Source organism: Rothia sp. 88186D007BW (assembly GCF_053544215.1).
Genome location: NZ_JBPPTR010000009.1, coordinates 65,998 through 82,416, shown reverse-complemented (window position 1 = coordinate 82,416; position 16,419 = coordinate 65,998). Strand labels below are relative to the sequence as shown.

Below are 16,419 nucleotides of genomic sequence, written 5' to 3'. Positions count from 1 at the left end.
GTGACCCTATCTACTGTTGATTTTATGTGGGTTCCTGTGGGCACGCAATGTAAACCCCACCATTAGCACTGTTTTTCGGTGCTCTTGTTGGGTTTCCGGGGTGTCCTGAGTAGGGCCAGGGCAAAAACCCAACCGATGGCACAGCCTAGGGCGTTGGCGAGGACGTCCAGGGGTGAGCTGGTACGCCCAGGCATGAAATGCTGGGTGGTTTCGATAGCCAGGGTGCAGGCTAGCCCACCTAGAGGCACAAGCCAGGTGCGGGCCGGGCGCAGCAGCCAGGTAAAGAGTAGACCACCGGGCATAAACATGACCACGTTAGAGAGCCATTCCACCTGTGGGTAGCCGAACCAGCCAGGTAGCCAGCCGCGGGTGTGGCCTTCTGCAAGGATGCAGGCTAGGGTCTGCCCCGATTCTCCGGAGTCAACGTGGGTAGGCCAGAGCACAATGATGGCGACCGCTACCACGTACAGCCAGGTAAGAACCCAAAGGACGATGCGCCCCACTAGGGTTTACCTACCAGCAGGGGCTCCTTGGTTTCTACCCAGCGGCTCAGGCCCGGCAAATCTACTTCAAAAGGTTCAGCGTTGGCGATGGTGCCAAATTCTCGGCCGTGTGTAGCGGAGAGGGCGCGGCGAATCAGGGAGCCGTGGGCCACAACAATGACGCGCTGGCCGGGGTAGTCGCGGGCGATCTGGCGCAGTACTTTGATGCTGCGCAGGTAGACGGAGCGTTCGCTTTCAACCCCGCTGTAGTAGGCGTCCGGCTCTTTGCGGGCCGCCACTGGGATGTTCAGCCCTTCGGCTTCGCCGTAGCCGCGTTCTACTAGGTCCTCGTAGGTGCGGGCAGGGCTCAGGCCGAAGGCGGCACCAATAATTTCTGCAGTTTCATAGGCGCGAGAGAGCGGGGATGAGACCACCACGTCGAACTCGAAGCCTCGGGCTTTGAGGGAGGCCGCGGCCTCATGGGCCTGGGCGCGGCCGGTTGCGTTGAGGGGGATGTCGCTGGTGCCTTGCATGAGGTGGGCCTTGTTCCAGTCGGTCTGGCCGTGACGAATCAGCATGATGGAGGAGGCCCGGCGGACAGGGGCTAGGGGCACTACCTCACCGTTGTGGGGCACTAGCACTTTCTGACCGGTGCGGGCTGTTTGCAGGCGGGAAATGAGCATACCGTGCACCACGATAATCAGGTTCTGACCAGGGTGGTCAGCTTCAACCTGGTCGAGGGCAGCCTCAACACGGGCCAGGAAGGTATCGAGGGGTTCGATGTCTGCGGTTTCGTTCTCGATGGTTTCCCACAGGGCGGGGTTGTTAGGCACCCCTTCGAGGTCTTTGAAGGATCGCTCTGCTAGGCCCGGGTAGGAGCCAAGGACGGGCAGGCCCAGCTCGTCGGCGATGATGGCACCGGTTTCTTGGGCGCGGGAAAGAGGGGAGGTGACGACGCCGTGCCAGGTGAAGCCGAGGTGGGCATCCGCCTGTGCCCGGGCGTATTGGAGGACGTTGTGGGCAGCAGCAAGCGCCTGGGCGCGGCCAGTCTCGTTGAGGGGTATATCGCTGGAGCCTTGTAGGCGGTGTACGAGGTTCCAGTCGGTCTGTCCGTGTCGAATAAGTACGCTAGGCATAGGGTTCATTATCCCACGGGAATACGGGGGTTCTAGTCAGAGGTAAAATCGATCTCCTCCCCCGAAGGGCCCTGAATATTACTGACAACGCCATTGTTTGGGTTGAAAGTTCTGACGACGCACGCTCTCAACACCATCAACTTGCTCTGTTACTACACGATACTCCCCAGCTTGACCGTTGAGGCTTCTAACCTAGAAGGGCTTAAAGAGTCACCCTCTGACCTTCTAAAAGATCAACACGATCAGCAACCTCTTTATGCGTCAGCCCATGACGCTTCCCTACGTATCTCATGCCACCGCAGTCAGGGCTTTCAACATAAACATAAGAACTACCAGAATAGGACTTAGAACCAGAGGAGCCTACGGCACCCCAGGCGATGGTGCATTCTTTCTCGTAGTTGAAAACCCGGTTAAAAGGCGTAGAGAAGAACACCGTGGCCATACCGTAGAACGCAGGTAAGATAACAACCAATAGGAAAATCCACGCCCGAATAAGCTCACCACGAGTAACAGGCTTTTTAGCTTTCTTCTCAGCTCCGTTTTCTAATGGCTTCTCGCTATTCACTTACATTACTCCTTACACTCTCATCCACTGAGCCCGGCGTCCTCTTCTTAATATGTCGCGGGCACCCCGGTATGAGAGCATAGAACCATGTTTGAACTTCACTCAGCCCCCACCCCTTTTGCCCCTGCTTGTGCCGTCTTTGACTGTGACGGCGTCCTACTCGACTCCGAAACCCTCTGGGGCGAAATCCAGGCCGACATGTTCAAACGCTACCAGGTGCCTCTCACCCCCGATCTCGAGGCCTCCCTGGTCGGTATCTCCGCCGGGGATCTGGCCGACAGGCTAGCAGCCCTCACCCCATTGGCGTCCGAATTCGACGGCTCCCCCGAGGCCTTCCGTGACAGCGTCTACACCACCATCACCACCACCGAATACGATGTCGTCAGCCGCGGCGTCACCCGTATTGACGGTGCCCTCGAAACTATCAAACTGCTCTCAGCCAAGATTCCCGTGGCGGTGGCGTCCAACTCCGGCGGTAAACTACTCACCCAGAAACTTACCGGCTTCGGCTACGCCCCCTACCTGGACACCTGGGTCTCCTTCCACGACGTCGAAAACGGCAAGCCCGCCCCAGATATCTACCGTGAAGCCGTCCGCCGCCTGGGGTTTGCACCAGAGCAGGCCCTCACCGTGGAAGACTCCATCACCGGCATGCGAGCAGCCACCAGTGCGGGCACCAACTGCCTCATATACCAGGCAGAGCCGGACGCCGCCACCCCCACTCCCCTACTGACGGCAGGTATCGGGCGGTTCAGTTCCTTCACCGACCCAGCCTTCCTCGCCCAGCTTGAGGCCTGGGTGGGGCACCTGCCCGACCGCGACCAGAGAAAACCCTAAGCAGAGCGGCAGGCGCTTAAAGCCAGTGAGCGGGGCAGGCAAAGATGCCCACCCCGCTCACCCCGCAGCCTCTCGAACCGCTCTTTATCGGCGCATGACCTTACGGGCCAGCATGTTACCGACCAGCTGGATGAGCTGCACCAGAATAATAATGACGGCGACAACAGACCAGGTGATGACCTCGTTGAAGCGCTGGTAGCCGTCCACCAGGGCGACCTTACCCAGGCCGCCGCCACCAATGTAACCGGCCATAGCTGACATATCGACCACACCAATCACCAAGAAGGTGTACCCCAAGATCAAGGGGCCAAGTGCCTCAGGAATCATGACGGTGAAGAGAATACGCATCTTAGAAGCGCCCATGGCGCGAGCTGCTTCAATCACACCAGGGTCGATAGAGACCATGTTCTGCTCCACGATACGGGCAATGGCGAAAGTTGCACCAAAGACCATGGCGAAGATAGCAGCATTGACACCTAGGCGGGTGCCAACCACCATCTGAGTTAGCGGCCCTAGAGCTGCCAGCAAGATAATGAAGGGGATGGGCCGTACCACGTTGACCACGACGTTGAGCAGAATGTTAACGAAGCGGTTCGCCAGAATGTTGCCCTGGCGGGTGGTGTACAGCAAGAGGCCAAAGACCAGACCGAGGGCACCGGCTAGCAGCATGGTCAATGAGACCATGTAGAGGGTGTCGCCCAGGGCGGGGATGAGCTTATCGCTGACGAAGGTTGAATCCACGGTTAGCGTACCTCCTGCACGCGAGTAACAGTCTTAAGCTCAGCAACTACAGCATCAAGGCTGGTGACATCACCCAAAAGTTCAAGGGTGAGATTACCGTAGCTCTTGCCCTGTAAGGTTTCTAGGCCACCTTGCACAATGTTGAAGGAGACGTTGCGGGAGCCCAGGTAAGAGAGCACCTTGCCGATGCCTTTATTACCTTCGGCGATTTCGATGTTAATCAGGTAACCCTTGTGGCGGGCCTTGAGTTCGGCTGCTTCGTCCCCTACGGGAAGGGACTTGACGGTGGTACCTACGAAGCGGCGGGCAACCTCGGTTTGTGGGTTGGAGAAGACGTCATAGACCTTGCCTGTTTCGACTACGCGGCCGTTTTCCATGACGGCTACCCGGTCGGCGATGGTTGAGACGACATCCATCTCGTGGGTAATGACGATGACGGTAATGCCCAGCTCGGCGTTGACCTTTTTGAGCAGGTCCAGCACTTCGGCGGTGGTTTCGGGGTCGAGGGCACTGGTGGACTCGTCCGCCAGTAGCAGGGAGGGTGAGGTGGCCAGTGCACGGGCGATACCTACGCGCTGCTTCTGCCCGCCTGAGAGCTGGTCGGGGTAGTTTTTGGCCTTATCTGCCAGCCCTACGAAGTCTAGGAGTTCGGTGACGCGGGCGGCACGCTTGGCCTTGTCCCAGCCTGCAACGATGAGGGGAAATTCGACGTTACCGGCAACGGTGCGGGAGTTCATGAGATTGAACTGCTGGAAGATCATGCCGATGTTGGTGCGTACCTGGCGTAGCTGGGATTCACGTTTGCCAGCGATTTCGAAACCGTCGACGGTGAGTGAACCCTCAGTGATGGATTCTAGGCCGTTGATCAGGCGTACCAGGGTTGATTTGCCGGCACCGGAGTAGCCGATGATAGCAAAGATGTCACCCTTGTTGATGCTGAGGTCTACACCGTTGACGGCGGTGACGGTTTTTTTGCCGACTTTGAACTCTTTGGTCACGTTGTTCAGCACGACCATGGGCTGGGGCCCGGTCGGCTGTAGTGGCTGTTCGGTCATGTCTTCTTCTTCGGTTGGGGGCTTGCTATGGCGGCGGGCTGGCACCGGTGGGTGCCTGCGCTGGTAGCGCGCGGACGCACCTGCTGAGGGTGGGCGCAAAAGCGGCAGCCTGTGCGGGGCTAGAGCTGGCACCGGACGGGGCCGAAGTGTCTAGCCTACCGCAGGTTGGCTGCCGCTGTTGAGGTGCGTGAGCTGGCTCAAAGGTGAACTTTTGCCGAGCTTCTTTAGCCCTTGCGCTTCTGCTCTTCGAGGGTTGCCAGGGTGGAGCGCAGTTCGGGGAGGTCGGTGGTGACTTCAACGGCGGTGCCCTGGGTGTCTTCTTGGACCACTGCCTGCACGGCTTCGGTGTGGTAGAGTTCTACGATTTTCTTGTAGGTCTCGTTGTCGGCGTTATCAGCGGTGGAGACGAAGAGGTTGACGTAGGGGCGGGCTGACTCGTTGGCGGGGTCGTCCTGGGCCAGGGCGGCCTTGGGGTTCAAGCCAGCATCTTTGAGGAAGTCGTTGTTGATGACTGAGCCGTCAACAGATTCGAGGGCGAGCACGGTCTGGGCTGCGTCTACAGGGGTGACGGTGACCTTGGATGCTGCGGTGTCGATATCGTCAACGGTGGGGGTGGTGGTCTCTGAGGTGAAGGAGACCAGGCCGTTAGCTTCAAGCAGTAGCAGGGCGCGGGATTCGTTGACGGTGTCGTTGGGGACTGCGATTTCAGCACCCTGGGGTAGGGCTGAGATGGAGTCGTGCTTGTTGGAGAACAAGGCCATGGGGTAGATGACGGTGGGGCCTACGATTTGTAGGTTGTCGTTTGCTTCTACGTTGTAGTTGGAGAGGTAGGCGATGTGCTGGAACCAGTTGAGGTCGATTTCGCCGGAGCTCAGGGCAGGGTTGGGCTGGGTGTAGTCGGAGAATTCAACGATTTCGATGTTGATTCCTTCTGCCTTTGCTACTTCAACGAGTTTTTCGTTGGCAGGGTCGGCGCCTACTACGCCAATTTTGACGACGTCGTCGCTGGAGGAAGAGCCGCAGGCTGCAAGACCGAGTGCGAGGGGTACGAGAGCCAAGGTGGCAACAAATTTCTTCACGGCTATGAATCTTTCTGTTGGGGTAGATGATATGTGCGGCCACAGCTCAGCGGCACCGCATCGAGCTCTTGGTGTGCTGATGTGGTTTCTGGCGCCGTGGGTGGCGTCATGTTCTATTAGACCATTGCGGAGCCCCTACACCCTTTTTCTGACCCGTATGACATGTGTGTGACTGCAACAAAAAGTTACGTCTTCATAAAGCGTCATAAATAAGGACGTTTGGGGCAGGGGCTCCTCTGGGTTACTTCATGTGCTTAGCTTCGAGCTTTTCGCGTACTTTACGGCGTAAGTTTTTGCCCAGCATGGAGCGAGGTAGCTCTTCAACTTCGTAGAAGTTCTTCGGCACCTTATAGCGGGTGAGGCGCCCGTAGCAGTGTTCTTTGAGCACTTCTGGGTCGATGGTGTGGCCTTCAGCGGGGATCACAGCTGCGGTGACTATTTCGCTACCGGTGCCATCTGGTAGGCCAACGACTGCGCAGTCTGCTACTGATTCGTGCTGTGTGAGTACGTTTTCCACTTCGGTGGGTGAGACGTTGAAGCCGCTGGTAATAATGACTTCTTTGATGCGGTCAACGATTTCGATGAAGTAGTCGTGGTCTAGGCGCACGATGTCGCCGGTGCGTAGCCAGCCGCCAGGTAGCAGGGTCTTCTTGGTCTCTTCGGCGCGTTTCCAGTAGCCGCTCATCACCTGGGGGCCGCGCACCAGCAGTTCGCCTTCGGCGCCGTCGGGGATGTTGCGGAGGGTTTTGGGGTCGACCACGCGGATGTCGGTTGAGGGGAAGGGCACGCCGATTGACCCGGCCCGGCGGGTTGAATTGAGGGGGTTGCAGGAGACCAGGGGGGAGCATTCTGAGAGGCCGTAGCCTTCAACCAGCATGCCTCCGGTGGCGTTTTCCCATTCGGCGACGAGTTCGGTGGGCAGGTGCATGGCCCCTGATACTGCGTAGCGGATTCCTCTGAGGGAGATGTTGCGCTTTTTGGCTTCTTCGAGCATGCGGCGGTAGACCGGGGGCACGGCGGGCAAGATGGTGGGGGTGGTGCGTTTCATGGCCCGGAAGATGAGGTCCATATCTACGGTGGGGAAGAGCACCAGACGGGCTTTGCAGACGGTTGCGATGGTTTGGCCTAGGGTCATGCCGTAGGCGTGGAAGAGGGGTAGGACGGCGTAGATTACTTCGTTATCGCCGGGTTGGATCCATTCTTCACCCATGCGCCCGTTAGATTCGAGGTTGCGGTGGGTGAGCATGACGCCCTTGGGTAGGCCGGTGGTGCCTGAGGTGTATTGCAGAAGGGCCAGGTCGTGGGCGGTGGGGTGGGGGTGATCAGCGGCAAGTGGGGCGCTTTTGACGAGTTGACGCCAGGGGGTGGTGTGGTGGGCTGTGCCTTCGAGTTTTTCGCGGGATGTTTTGAGGCGGCCGATGGGAAGTTTAAGGGCGGCGCGCAGGGTGATGGGCATCTCTTCGATCATGTTGACCGCGTAGATGTGTTCAGGCCGGATGTCAACGGGCAGGGAGGTGATGTTATCTGCAACCTTGTCCCAGACGATGGCAGCTTTAGCGCCGTGGTCTTCAAACATGTGGCACAGTTCGGTAAAGGTGTAGAGGGGGTTGTGTTCCACAACTACAGCACCTAGACGCAAAATGGCGTAGAAGGCCACGATGTGCTGGGGGCAGTTAGGTAGGACGATGGCTACCCGGTCGCCGTGCTGAATACCGGCTTGGCGTAGGCCTTCAGCTACCCGCAAAATCTGCTCGCCCATTTCGGCGTAGGTGGTGGTGGCGCCAAAGAATTCGAGAGCTATCTTATAGGGGACTGCGCGCACAGCTTCATCCATGAGGTGACTTAGCGATGTCTCAGGTAGCTCAACGTCTTTGTTGCTTTCGGGTAGGTAGTTCTTGGTCCAGGGTCGGTGGGATAGGGGAAAGTCGGGGTCGAGGTGGGGTGAGTTTTCGGCTGACTGCATACACATGATTGTGCCATAGAGGGGTTAGAGCTGACATACTTAGGGGTATGGCTCGACGTGGAAAAGATGATATTAGCCCTGAGGAGTTCCGGGAGCTCATGCGGGAGATTAATAAGCGCATGATTATTGCTGGTCTCATTGTGATTGGGGTTGGTGTGGCGATTATTGGGCTGATGGCCTTAGCGTATGGGCCTCAGCTCTAGACCCTGGCGCTTTACCTACCCTCTGGTTTTATCAGCTTCGCTCTAAGAAAGGGGCACTTCAGTGACTGAATCAGGTAAAAACCGCCGTGATTTTGATGAATGGGAGGCGGTCTTTGAGGACTCTGATCCCACCCGAGTTTTAGACTCGCCTGCCTTCGGGCAGGCTCCTGAAGATAGCCCGACTTCTTCTTTTGAGGACGCCGGGGTATCGGCTACTCGTTATCAGCGCGCCTCCCAGCCTCCTCAGGCGGCCCAACCATCCGCTCCTTTTGCAGCCGGGTGGGGTTCTAGGGCGGCTTCTTCTCCCCATGATCTACGACGGGTTCAGTTCATCCCGGCTTTCTGTGGTGCCCTGGTCGCTTATGCCCTGATTCGGGGTGGTCTTGTTCTGGGTAACACTGTGATGGGGCTTCTAGGAGTCTCTACCTACCCTGGCCTGACCGAGGCCGTGATGGAGGCCTCTGCTCCCTCTACCCGCGCCCAGGCCCTGCCTTGGCTGATTACTGTGGCGCTTCTTCTTGCCCTGGCTTTTGGCTGTGCAGGCTATACAGCCTCACGTATGACGGCCCTGGCCCCCAGTAAGCAGGCGGTGGGGGTCTTTGCGGTGAGCATCTTAGGCACTTTACTGGCCACCTTGCTGACCTGGGTAACGGCACATTTTACACATCCCATCTCGCCCTCCTATGCCCTCCAGCCCTTGCTGACCCCCGATGCAGCTACCGGTGTGCTCACGGCCCTGGCCGCCTGCGTCCTTGCCATGCTCGGCGCCCTCTTGGGGGCGGGGCTGGGTACCCGTTACCATCGGGCTCTTACCGGTGTGCACGCACACCACCAGTAGGGTAGAAAGAGCAGGTCACAGCCACCACACTTGGGCACAGAGAGCACATTTTGGCTGTAAAATATTTCAAGAAGAATACTCAGTCGGGTCACCGCACCACGCAGCGCAACCGACGAGCAGCCGCCACCTGCCGGTGGAGGTCGCCCCAGCACACCAGGTAAGTAGGGAATATGAGCGTAGTACGTGTAGGCATTGTCGATGACCACGAGGTCGTCCGCGAGGGTATGCGGGCAGTTGCAGCCGGCGCCAGTGAAATCGAACTGGTTGCCGCAGCCCCCACCGCAGCTGATCTTCTCGTTGCTCTAGGCCGTAGCCTATCTGACCCCTCGTCCGCTGATTTGGGTAAGCTCAAACGCGACTGCGATGTTGTGCTCCTTGATCTCTCCTTGCAAGATAAGTCCCGCCCCTCAGAAAACGTCGATATTCTGCAGCGTGCCGGTATTAAGGTGCTCATCTTCAGCATCGGTGAGAACCCCGGCCTTATTCGTGAGGCCCTGAAGGCTGGTGCCCTGGGTCTGGTACGCAAATCAGAGCCCCTAGAGCACGCCCTGGCAGAAGCCAAGAACATTGCTGAAGGTAAGGCCGTGGTCACTAAAGAGCTGGCGGCAGCTATTGACGGTGACCACGAGTTCTCCCGCGCTAACCTCTCACCGCGTGAACAAGAAACCCTGCGTCTTTACGCCTCAGGTTTCGCCCAGGTGCAGGTAGCCCGCCGCATGGGTATCAAGCAGTCAGCGGTTAAAACCAATATTGACCGTATCCGCGAAAAGTACGCCCGTGTAGGCCGCCCTGCGCCCACCAAAATTGACCTGCGTATTCGTGCCATCGAAGACGGCCTTGTTGATTCTATGGAAGATACCTCCACCGCAGACCGTAACCTCTAAGACGTAAAGATTTAAGGACGCACCCTGTCTACCACCACCGGCGGCGCTTCCCGGGATCTAGCCCACGCGCTACAACCGTCGCGGGCGGACCGCCTCCGTTCTTTCTCTTTCAAGTCGCTCTCACTCACCACCGGGCAGCAGCGGCTCATGGGGCCGAGCTCCTTCGGCCTCTACTGCACCTTGGAAATCATCTACTCCCTGGTTGCTGTGGGGCTGCTCTGCCAGTCTCTTGCTAATGTCTCTGAGACCCGTGGGGGCGACTCCTACTGGTTTCTAGCGATTTTTCCTTTGCTGACTATCCACGCAGCTCTACTGACCTTCAACGGCATCCGTAAGGAAGTCTCAGCTAAGGTCGTTAGTCTCATGCTGTTTATTGGCTACGGGTCTTATGTTCTGTGGCCTTTTAGTGCAGGGGCTGAGCATTCAGCTATCCCCTGGTCTTGGCTCTTTGGTATCTATGCCATGCTGGTGCCGGTCTTTGAAGAAAGCCCCCGTGCAAGTATTCTTCACTGTCTAGTCTCTCCTGCGCTTCTTGTGGCCAGTTCAATGGCAGCTCATCTGCTCACAGGTGCCCCTCTCAATGGCGTAGACCTTACCATTCGGGTAGCTTATCTCCTTTTCTGCTGTGCCCTGCTGGCTGGGCTGGCCCGCTTTGCCCTCAACGCTGTACGAGAATCAGATAAGACCTACTACGAGACTCTTTCTGCTCAGCTACTACTCAACCGTTCCCGCGACTATTCCAAAGAGCTTCAGGACTTCGACAAGCTGGTGCACGATAATGTCATGGCCGCCCTACTCGATGCCAGCCGTAACCCCGGTGAACTCCCCCAGCGCACCCGCCTCTTGGCCCGCCGTGCTATCGCTGTACTCGAAGAAGAGGCCCTTAAATCTCAGCCCCAGCGCCCTATCACTTTCCAGGCTCTCACCGAGCAGATAGCAGAGGGTGTAGAGCCCTGGAACCAGCGTCTACGTTTTGTCTCTGACTCCGTTGAAAAGCACCCCCTAGCCAGCCCTGACTCTACCCTCCCCTATACTGCGGCTCGGGCCTTTACCCATGCTGTGACCGAGGCGGTTTCTAACTCTGCCCGTCACTCGGGGACTCGCACCACTCAAATCTCGATTCGTACAGAGATGCGCCGCCCTTTCAACTCCACCCGCTCCGATGAGGTACGCCCCTATATTCTTTGTACGATTTCAGATAGGGGTCAGGGGTTTTCTGTCAGTGATATTGATTTCCGTCGCCTGGGTGTGCGTGTATCTATGATCCGTTCCATGGAGGAGGCCGGCGGTAGGGTCACCATCAGCTCGGCTCCGGAAAAGGGCACGAGGGTGGTTGTCCAATGGCCTCATGAGGAACCCAATGCTGGCTAAGTACTACCGTTCCCGTATTCTCACCCTGGTCTTGAGCACTGTTACCCTGCTGATTTTGGGGTCTTTTTTCTTCTGGTACAACCACTACACCATTACCCGTGCCCCGCACTGGGCCATCATTTTAAGCCCCTATGCCCTAGCTGCCTTACCGGTTTTCCTGCCTACTAAACGCTTGGCCCTGCCTGATGTTATGTTGCCTATCATCTTGGTCTTGGCCCTGAACTCGGTCGATACCACCTTGGGCTCTATGAGCCATTCGGTAACTTTCGCTAATCTCTTCTGGCCTCTCATGGCCTATACCCTACTTGCGGTGGGCTTGGTCTTGCGCCGCCATACTTTTTTTGGCTGGCTCTTCTTTATTGGGTTTGTAGTCTTGGTGCTTAGCTGGCACACCAACTATTTTGCTTCCCGCTTGGCCCTTTCTACCGAGTTCGCTATTCCTTCTTTGCTGATGGTGGTCAGTATGGTTGTGCCTCAGCAAATTGAGCAGGCGGTGTCAAAGACCCGGCAGGCCCGCGGTATGCGTATTATCGCCGATGCAGGGCGTGCTGAAGAGACTGATATGGGTGCTATCGCTACCCAGCGTGTGCAAGAAGTGCGCACACTGACCGAAGATATGTTGCACCGTATCGCCTATAACGGTTCACCTGTCACCCGCGCTGAGATGGACGAGTTCCGCTTCACTGAGGCCCAATTGCGCGATACGATTCGCGGCCGCTATATCGTGAATAAGGAGATCCTGGATGCTGCCTGGTTGGCTCGTCAGCGCGGTGTGAAGGTCGATATTTTGGACGAGCGCGGTTCAGCTTTGCCCTCTCGGGTAGCTGCGGCGCTCACCCAGTGCGCGGTGGATCTTTTTGATAACGCCTCAGGCGGTACTATCACGGTGCGGGCTTTCCCCTCTGATGATGATACGGCTGTGATGCTGGTGCATGACGGTAATTCTGAGGGTGAAGACCCTAGTGCTATTGAGATTTCTCAGACCGGTGTGATTGAGCGTTTCTAGGCGTTTCTAGGGCTGCCCTTCCCTGGTTTGGGGAGGTTTTGTGGGCGGTGTGAGGGAAGCGTTCCCCCTTGCTGCCCACGCTTTAAGCTCTAGTGTCGCCCTATATGAGGACATACAGGGCCAGCTCACCTCAGCTAGAATTTATAGTAACTTGAGTGCTCTAGCACTAAGTCGGGGGACTTAGTGTTCTGGCGACGTTGGGGGACTGACCCAGATATTTTATAGAAAGCACCTCAAGGGCATAAGGTAACCTACGAGACCTGAACCTACCATGGGCCTAAGGCCCATAGCTTCGGATTTCTTGGGGGAGATAATTCGGATTATACTCCGGGTTTCGTACCTTAACGTTGTGAGGCTCCCACCTATCAGGTGGGAGCCTCACTATGTTAACGCTGCTTCTGCGCTTCTTCTCTCTGCTTACATATCAAGAAGCAGGGCAGGTTCTTCCAGAATTGAAGCCACATCAGCCAAGAATTTAGCTGAAAGATCACCATCAAGCACACGGTGATCGAAAGAACCACCTAGGGTAGTAACCCAGCGGGGAATAACTTCCCCATCGACTACCCAGGGCTTCTGCTTAATAGTGCCAAAGGCGATAATGGCAGCCTCGCCGGGGTTAATGATGGGAGTTCCCGTATCAATACCCAGTGAACCGATATTGGTGATGGTCATGGTGCCCTGCTGCATTTCAGCAGGCTGAGTCTTGCCCTCACGAGCCCTGAGGGTCAGGTCGTTAAGAGCAAGGGCCAGCTCTCGCAGGTTCATGGTGTGGGCGTCCTTGATGTTAGGTACCATCAGCCCACGCGGGGTAGCTGCGGCAATACCCAGGTTCATGAAGTGCTTAATTTGAATCTCAGAATCAGTCCAGGTGGCATTGACCTGCGGGGTGCGGGCTGTAGCCCAAATGACGGCCTTAGCCAGAATCAGCAGCGGAGTCACCTTAACCCCCTCAAACTGAGGAGATTTTTTAAGACGCTTAACAAATTCCATGGTGCGGGTAGCGTCCACGTCAACAAAAATTGAGACGTGCGGGGCCTTGAATGCTGACTCAACCATGGCCTTAGCGGTCGCCTTACGCACACCCTTCACCTTGATCCGCTCGATGCGGTCACCACCAACACCTGCTGGAATCCAGAAGCTGGTCGGGTCAGCAGTATCGGTGACGGTGGCCTGCTCAGAGAGGCTCAAGTGAGCTGCATAGTTGAGGAGGTCGCGTTTAGTGACCTGCCCCTGCTCACCGGTGGGGGTGACCTGGGCCAGGTCAATGCCCATATCCTGGGCGGCCTTCCGCACAGGAGGCTTAGCTAGGGGCTGGCGGCGCGGCACCTCACTAGTGCCAGTCTCAGCAGGAAGGTCCTGGTTACCCAGGCGGCGGAGCACACCGCCCATACCATTTTCGCTCAGCAACTTACCTGCGCGGGCTGGCAGGCCGCTCAGTATCTGACGGCGGCTATCGGCAGAGAAAAGAGCAGAAGCCAGAGGGGCATCAGCAGAGGAGTCATGAGAGGCAGCCAAAGGCTGGGTGGGCGTATCAACAGGCGCAGCAGGCGACGGGGTGGCGCTAGTAGCTGCCGAGGCCGCCATCTTCTTACGGGCACGGCGTTTGACGGGGTCAGCCTTAGGGCCAGAACCCACCAGGGCGCTACCCCCGCCCTCTTCCTCAGTGAGAGGCTTATTCGGGGCTGGCTGGGAGGCAGCGTCCGGACGTCCGCCCGCCGCTGTCTCATCTGCCCCCTGGGGAGCGCTTGCAGCACCCTCACCAGCGATTGAAATAATGGGGGTGCCAACCTCAACCGTCTCACCCTCAGCCACCAGCAGCTCTTCCACGGTGCCCTCATAGGGTGAGGGCAGTTCAACGACCGACTTAGCTGTCTCAATTTCAACAAGCACATCGTTGATACCGACAGTATCGCCGGGGGCTACTTTCCAGCTCAGGATTTCTGCCTCAGTGAGGCCTTCGCCCACATCGGGCAGGTTAAACATCTGTGACATGGTATGCCTTTCAGGCCCTAGTAGGCCAAGGAGCGATCGACGGCTTCGAGCAGGCGGTCAATACCGGGCACATGCTCTTCTTCAACACGAGAAACAGGGTAAGGAATATGGTAGCTACCCACACGAATCACCGGAGCCTCCAGGTGGTAGAAGCAACGCTCCGTAATAGCAGCAGCAACATCTGAGCCGATACCACCAAAAGCAGAAGCCTCATGAGCCACCACAAGACGCCCAGTTTTCTGAACCGAAGCCTCAATAGTGGGAACATCCAGAGGTGAAAGCGAGCGTAGATCAATGACCTCGATAGAGTGGCCGTCCTCTCGTGCCGCCTCGGCAGCAGCTAGAGCCACCGGAACCAGCGGGCCGTAGGTGGCAATTGTCAGATCCTCACCCTCACGCACCACCTGGGCGCTAAAGGGGTCAAAGTTGGTATCTGAAAAATCAACCTCACCCTTCATCCAGTAGCGGCGCTTAGGCTCAAAATAAATCACCGGGTCCGGGTGGGCAATGGCCTTACGCAGCATCCAGTAGGCATCGTGAGGCGATGAAGGAGTGACCACGCGCAGACCCGGGGTGTGGGTAAAGAGCGCCTCAGGGGACTCAGAGTGATGCTCAATCGAACCAATCATGCCACCGTAAGGAATACGCACAGTGACAGGCACCTGGTACTGGCCGTGGGTGCGTCCATGCATTTTAGAAAGCTGGGAGGTGATCTGGTTAAAGCCGGGGAAAACGAAACCATCGAACTGGATTTCAGGTACGGGCCGGTAGCCGCGCAGGGCCATGCCGATAGAGGTGCCGATAATGCCAGCCTCACCCAAGGGGGTGTCCATGACGCGGGTAGGGCCAAAGATTTCTTGCAGGCCATCGGTCACGCGGTAGACACCGCCAAGTTTGCCGATGTCCTCACCCAGGGCCAGCACCTTGCGGTTGGTGGTCATCTCATCGTGCAAGGCCCGGGTAATGGCCTTAGCTAGGGTCAGGGTTTCGGTTGTCTGCTGGGGGTTCTGCTCTGCCATAGGTTAGTCCTCGAAGCCGTCGTTGTAGGCGCGGTAGAAGGAGCGGTCGTCCTCAACCTGCTGGTGGGGGGCCACGTAGGCGCGGTCCAGGTAAGTCTCAAAATCTTCAGCTTCACTGGCCAGAACGTAAGAGCGCACGCCCTTGACCTGCTCCTGGGTGAAGGTAGCGATCTCCTGGAAGAAAGCATCGTCTGCCTGGCCGGTAGAGCGCAAGTGCGCTTCCAGGCGCGCCATGGGGTCTAGGGGCTCATAAGTGGCCTGGTGATCTTCGGGGCGGTACTTGGTGGGGTCATCCGCTGTGGTGTGGGGACCCATACGGTAGGTTTCGGCCTCAATGAGCACCGGCCCCTCCCCTGCCCTAATTTTTTCCATGGCGTAGCGGGTGACAGCGTAGACAGCTAGTACGTCGTTGCCGTCCACGCGCAGGCCCTCAAAGCCGTAGCCTGCGGCGCGGGTTGAGATAGGCACACGAGATTGCACGCTAAAGGGCACAGAAATAGCCCACCGGTTGTTTTGCACAAAGAAAAGGACGGGCGCGTTATAGCTGGCGGCAAAGACCATGGACTCATGCACATCGCCTTCTGTGCTGGAACCATCACCAAAGTAGACGGCAACAGCAGGTTTCTCGGTATCACCTGCCGGGTCGGTGCCCTGCCCCTGGCCGGTCTGGGCCTGGCCGGTTTCTGCCTGAATCTCAGCGTCAAGGTTCAGGCCCATAGCGTAGCCGGTGGCGTGCAGCACCTGGGCTGCCAGCACCAGGGTGTAGGGGTGCACGTTATGTTTTTTAGCATCCCACCCTAAGGTGGCGGTGCCCCGGAAGAGAGGGGTAATTTCTTCGGGGGTGATGCCGCGCTCTAGCAGAACCCCGTGCTCCCGGTAAGAGGGGAAAATGTAGTCATTGGCGGCAAGGGCACGGGCGGACGCCACCTGGGCCGCCTCCTGGCCGGTGGAGGGAACCCACAGGGCCAGCTGCCCCTGGCGCTGCAGGGAGGTCATTTCCTCACAGAAGCGGCGGGTCAGGGCCATGGTGCGGTACATGTCTTTGAGATCGTCGCCGGTCAGCTCGTCGGCATAGGTGGAGAAGCTGGTGTGAGGGGTAACTTCACCTGCTTCGTTCAGGAGCTGGATACGCTCTGGCGTTCCCCAGCGGTTGGTGGGGGTGTGCGTCTGTGACATGGAGTCTCCGGTCTTGCTCTGTTACTACCTTTGCTTAACCCTACGCCTGCTGCAGGCAGGAAGAGTCTATTT

At 57.7% G+C, this 16,419-nt stretch carries 16 protein-coding genes; 6 read left to right on the top strand and 10 right to left on the bottom strand.

Translation table 11 applies throughout. The features are described from left to right. Window positions 1–62: 62 nt before the first annotated feature. From ACEE09_RS06625 to ACEE09_RS06615, 3 genes are all read right to left on the bottom strand, one after another. The gene (locus ACEE09_RS06625) at window positions 63–503 is read right to left on the bottom strand and encodes a VanZ family protein (RefSeq protein WP_449083193.1); all 441 of its coding nucleotides are present in this window, start codon (window positions 501–503) and stop codon (window positions 63–65) included. Next, window positions 503–1,618, bottom strand: a complete 1,116-nt coding sequence (locus ACEE09_RS06620) for a histidine phosphatase family protein (protein ID WP_449083191.1) — start codon at window positions 1,616–1,618, stop codon at window positions 503–505. The genes ACEE09_RS06625 and ACEE09_RS06620 overlap by 1 nt, the downstream gene beginning before the upstream one ends. 202 nt (window positions 1,619–1,820) lie before the next feature. Further along, complete coding sequence (locus tag ACEE09_RS06615; protein WP_449083190.1) at window positions 1,821–2,183, bottom strand: hypothetical protein; 363 nt, start codon at window positions 2,181–2,183, stop codon at window positions 1,821–1,823. 87 nt (window positions 2,184–2,270) lie between these two features. On the opposite strand from ACEE09_RS06615, the gene ACEE09_RS06610 reads away from it, so the two are divergent. Beyond that, window positions 2,271–3,020, top strand: coding sequence for an HAD family hydrolase (locus tag ACEE09_RS06610; RefSeq protein WP_449083188.1), 750 nt, complete (start codon window positions 2,271–2,273; stop codon window positions 3,018–3,020). An 84-nt stretch (window positions 3,021–3,104) separates the two neighbouring features. On the opposite strand, the gene ACEE09_RS06605 is transcribed toward ACEE09_RS06610, so the two are convergent. The 4 genes from ACEE09_RS06605 to ACEE09_RS06590 form a co-directional block, all read right to left on the bottom strand. Then, window positions 3,105–3,704, bottom strand: a complete 600-nt coding sequence (locus ACEE09_RS06605) for a methionine ABC transporter permease (RefSeq protein ID WP_449083249.1) — start codon at window positions 3,702–3,704, stop codon at window positions 3,105–3,107. Between the two features lie 59 nt (window positions 3,705–3,763). Further along, window positions 3,764–4,816: a methionine ABC transporter ATP-binding protein gene (locus ACEE09_RS06600; RefSeq protein ID WP_449083186.1), complete on the bottom strand. Its 1,053-nt coding sequence runs from the start codon at window positions 4,814–4,816 to the stop codon at window positions 3,764–3,766. A gap of 224 nt (window positions 4,817–5,040) precedes the next feature. Then, window positions 5,041–5,895, bottom strand: coding sequence for a MetQ/NlpA family ABC transporter substrate-binding protein (locus tag ACEE09_RS06595; protein ID WP_449083184.1), 855 nt, complete (start codon window positions 5,893–5,895; stop codon window positions 5,041–5,043). A 241-nt stretch (window positions 5,896–6,136) separates the two neighbouring features. Then, complete coding sequence (locus ACEE09_RS06590; RefSeq protein ID WP_449083182.1) at window positions 6,137–7,864, bottom strand: long-chain-fatty-acid--CoA ligase; 1,728 nt, start codon at window positions 7,862–7,864, stop codon at window positions 6,137–6,139. 41 nt (window positions 7,865–7,905) lie between these two features. Between ACEE09_RS06590 and ACEE09_RS06585 the strand changes: the two genes are divergently transcribed. The 5 genes from ACEE09_RS06585 (at window position 7,906) to ACEE09_RS06565 (ending at window position 12,160) form a co-directional block, all read left to right on the top strand. Next, window positions 7,906–8,061, top strand: a complete 156-nt coding sequence (locus ACEE09_RS06585) for a hypothetical protein (RefSeq protein WP_449083180.1) — start codon at window positions 7,906–7,908, stop codon at window positions 8,059–8,061. Window positions 8,062–8,122: 61 nt separating this feature from the next. After that, window positions 8,123–8,899 (top strand): hypothetical protein, encoded by a 777-nt coding sequence (locus tag ACEE09_RS06580; protein WP_449083178.1) that lies wholly within the window; start codon window positions 8,123–8,125, stop codon window positions 8,897–8,899. 170 nt (window positions 8,900–9,069) lie between these two features. Further along, complete coding sequence (locus ACEE09_RS06575) at window positions 9,070–9,783, top strand: response regulator transcription factor (protein WP_237185161.1); 714 nt, start codon at window positions 9,070–9,072, stop codon at window positions 9,781–9,783. 147 nt (window positions 9,784–9,930) lie between these two features. Beyond that, window positions 9,931–11,154, top strand: a complete 1,224-nt coding sequence (locus ACEE09_RS06570; RefSeq protein WP_449083176.1) for a sensor histidine kinase — start codon at window positions 9,931–9,933, stop codon at window positions 11,152–11,154. After that, a complete protein-coding gene (locus ACEE09_RS06565) occupies window positions 11,144–12,160 on the top strand; it encodes a hypothetical protein (RefSeq protein ID WP_449083174.1) in 1,017 nt (338 codons plus the stop codon). Before ACEE09_RS06570 ends, ACEE09_RS06565 begins: the two co-directional genes overlap by 11 nt. Window positions 12,161–12,577: 417 nt before the next feature. On the opposite strand, the gene ACEE09_RS06560 is transcribed toward ACEE09_RS06565, so the two are convergent. The 3 genes from ACEE09_RS06560 to ACEE09_RS06550 are packed head-to-tail and all read right to left on the bottom strand — an operon-like array spanning window position 12,578 to window position 16,347. Next, window positions 12,578–14,152 carry a dihydrolipoamide acetyltransferase family protein gene (locus ACEE09_RS06560; protein WP_449083172.1) on the bottom strand — a complete coding sequence of 525 codons (1,575 nt, stop codon included), beginning with the start codon at window positions 14,150–14,152 and terminating at the stop codon, window positions 12,578–12,580. Window positions 14,153–14,169: 17 nt separating this feature from the next. Further along, window positions 14,170–15,171, bottom strand: coding sequence for an alpha-ketoacid dehydrogenase subunit beta (locus tag ACEE09_RS06555; RefSeq protein WP_449083170.1), 1,002 nt, complete (start codon window positions 15,169–15,171; stop codon window positions 14,170–14,172). A gap of 3 nt (window positions 15,172–15,174) precedes the next feature. Next, a complete protein-coding gene (locus ACEE09_RS06550) occupies window positions 15,175–16,347 on the bottom strand; it encodes a thiamine pyrophosphate-dependent enzyme (RefSeq protein WP_449083168.1) in 1,173 nt (390 codons plus the stop codon). Between the last annotated feature and the right edge of the window lie 72 nt (window positions 16,348–16,419).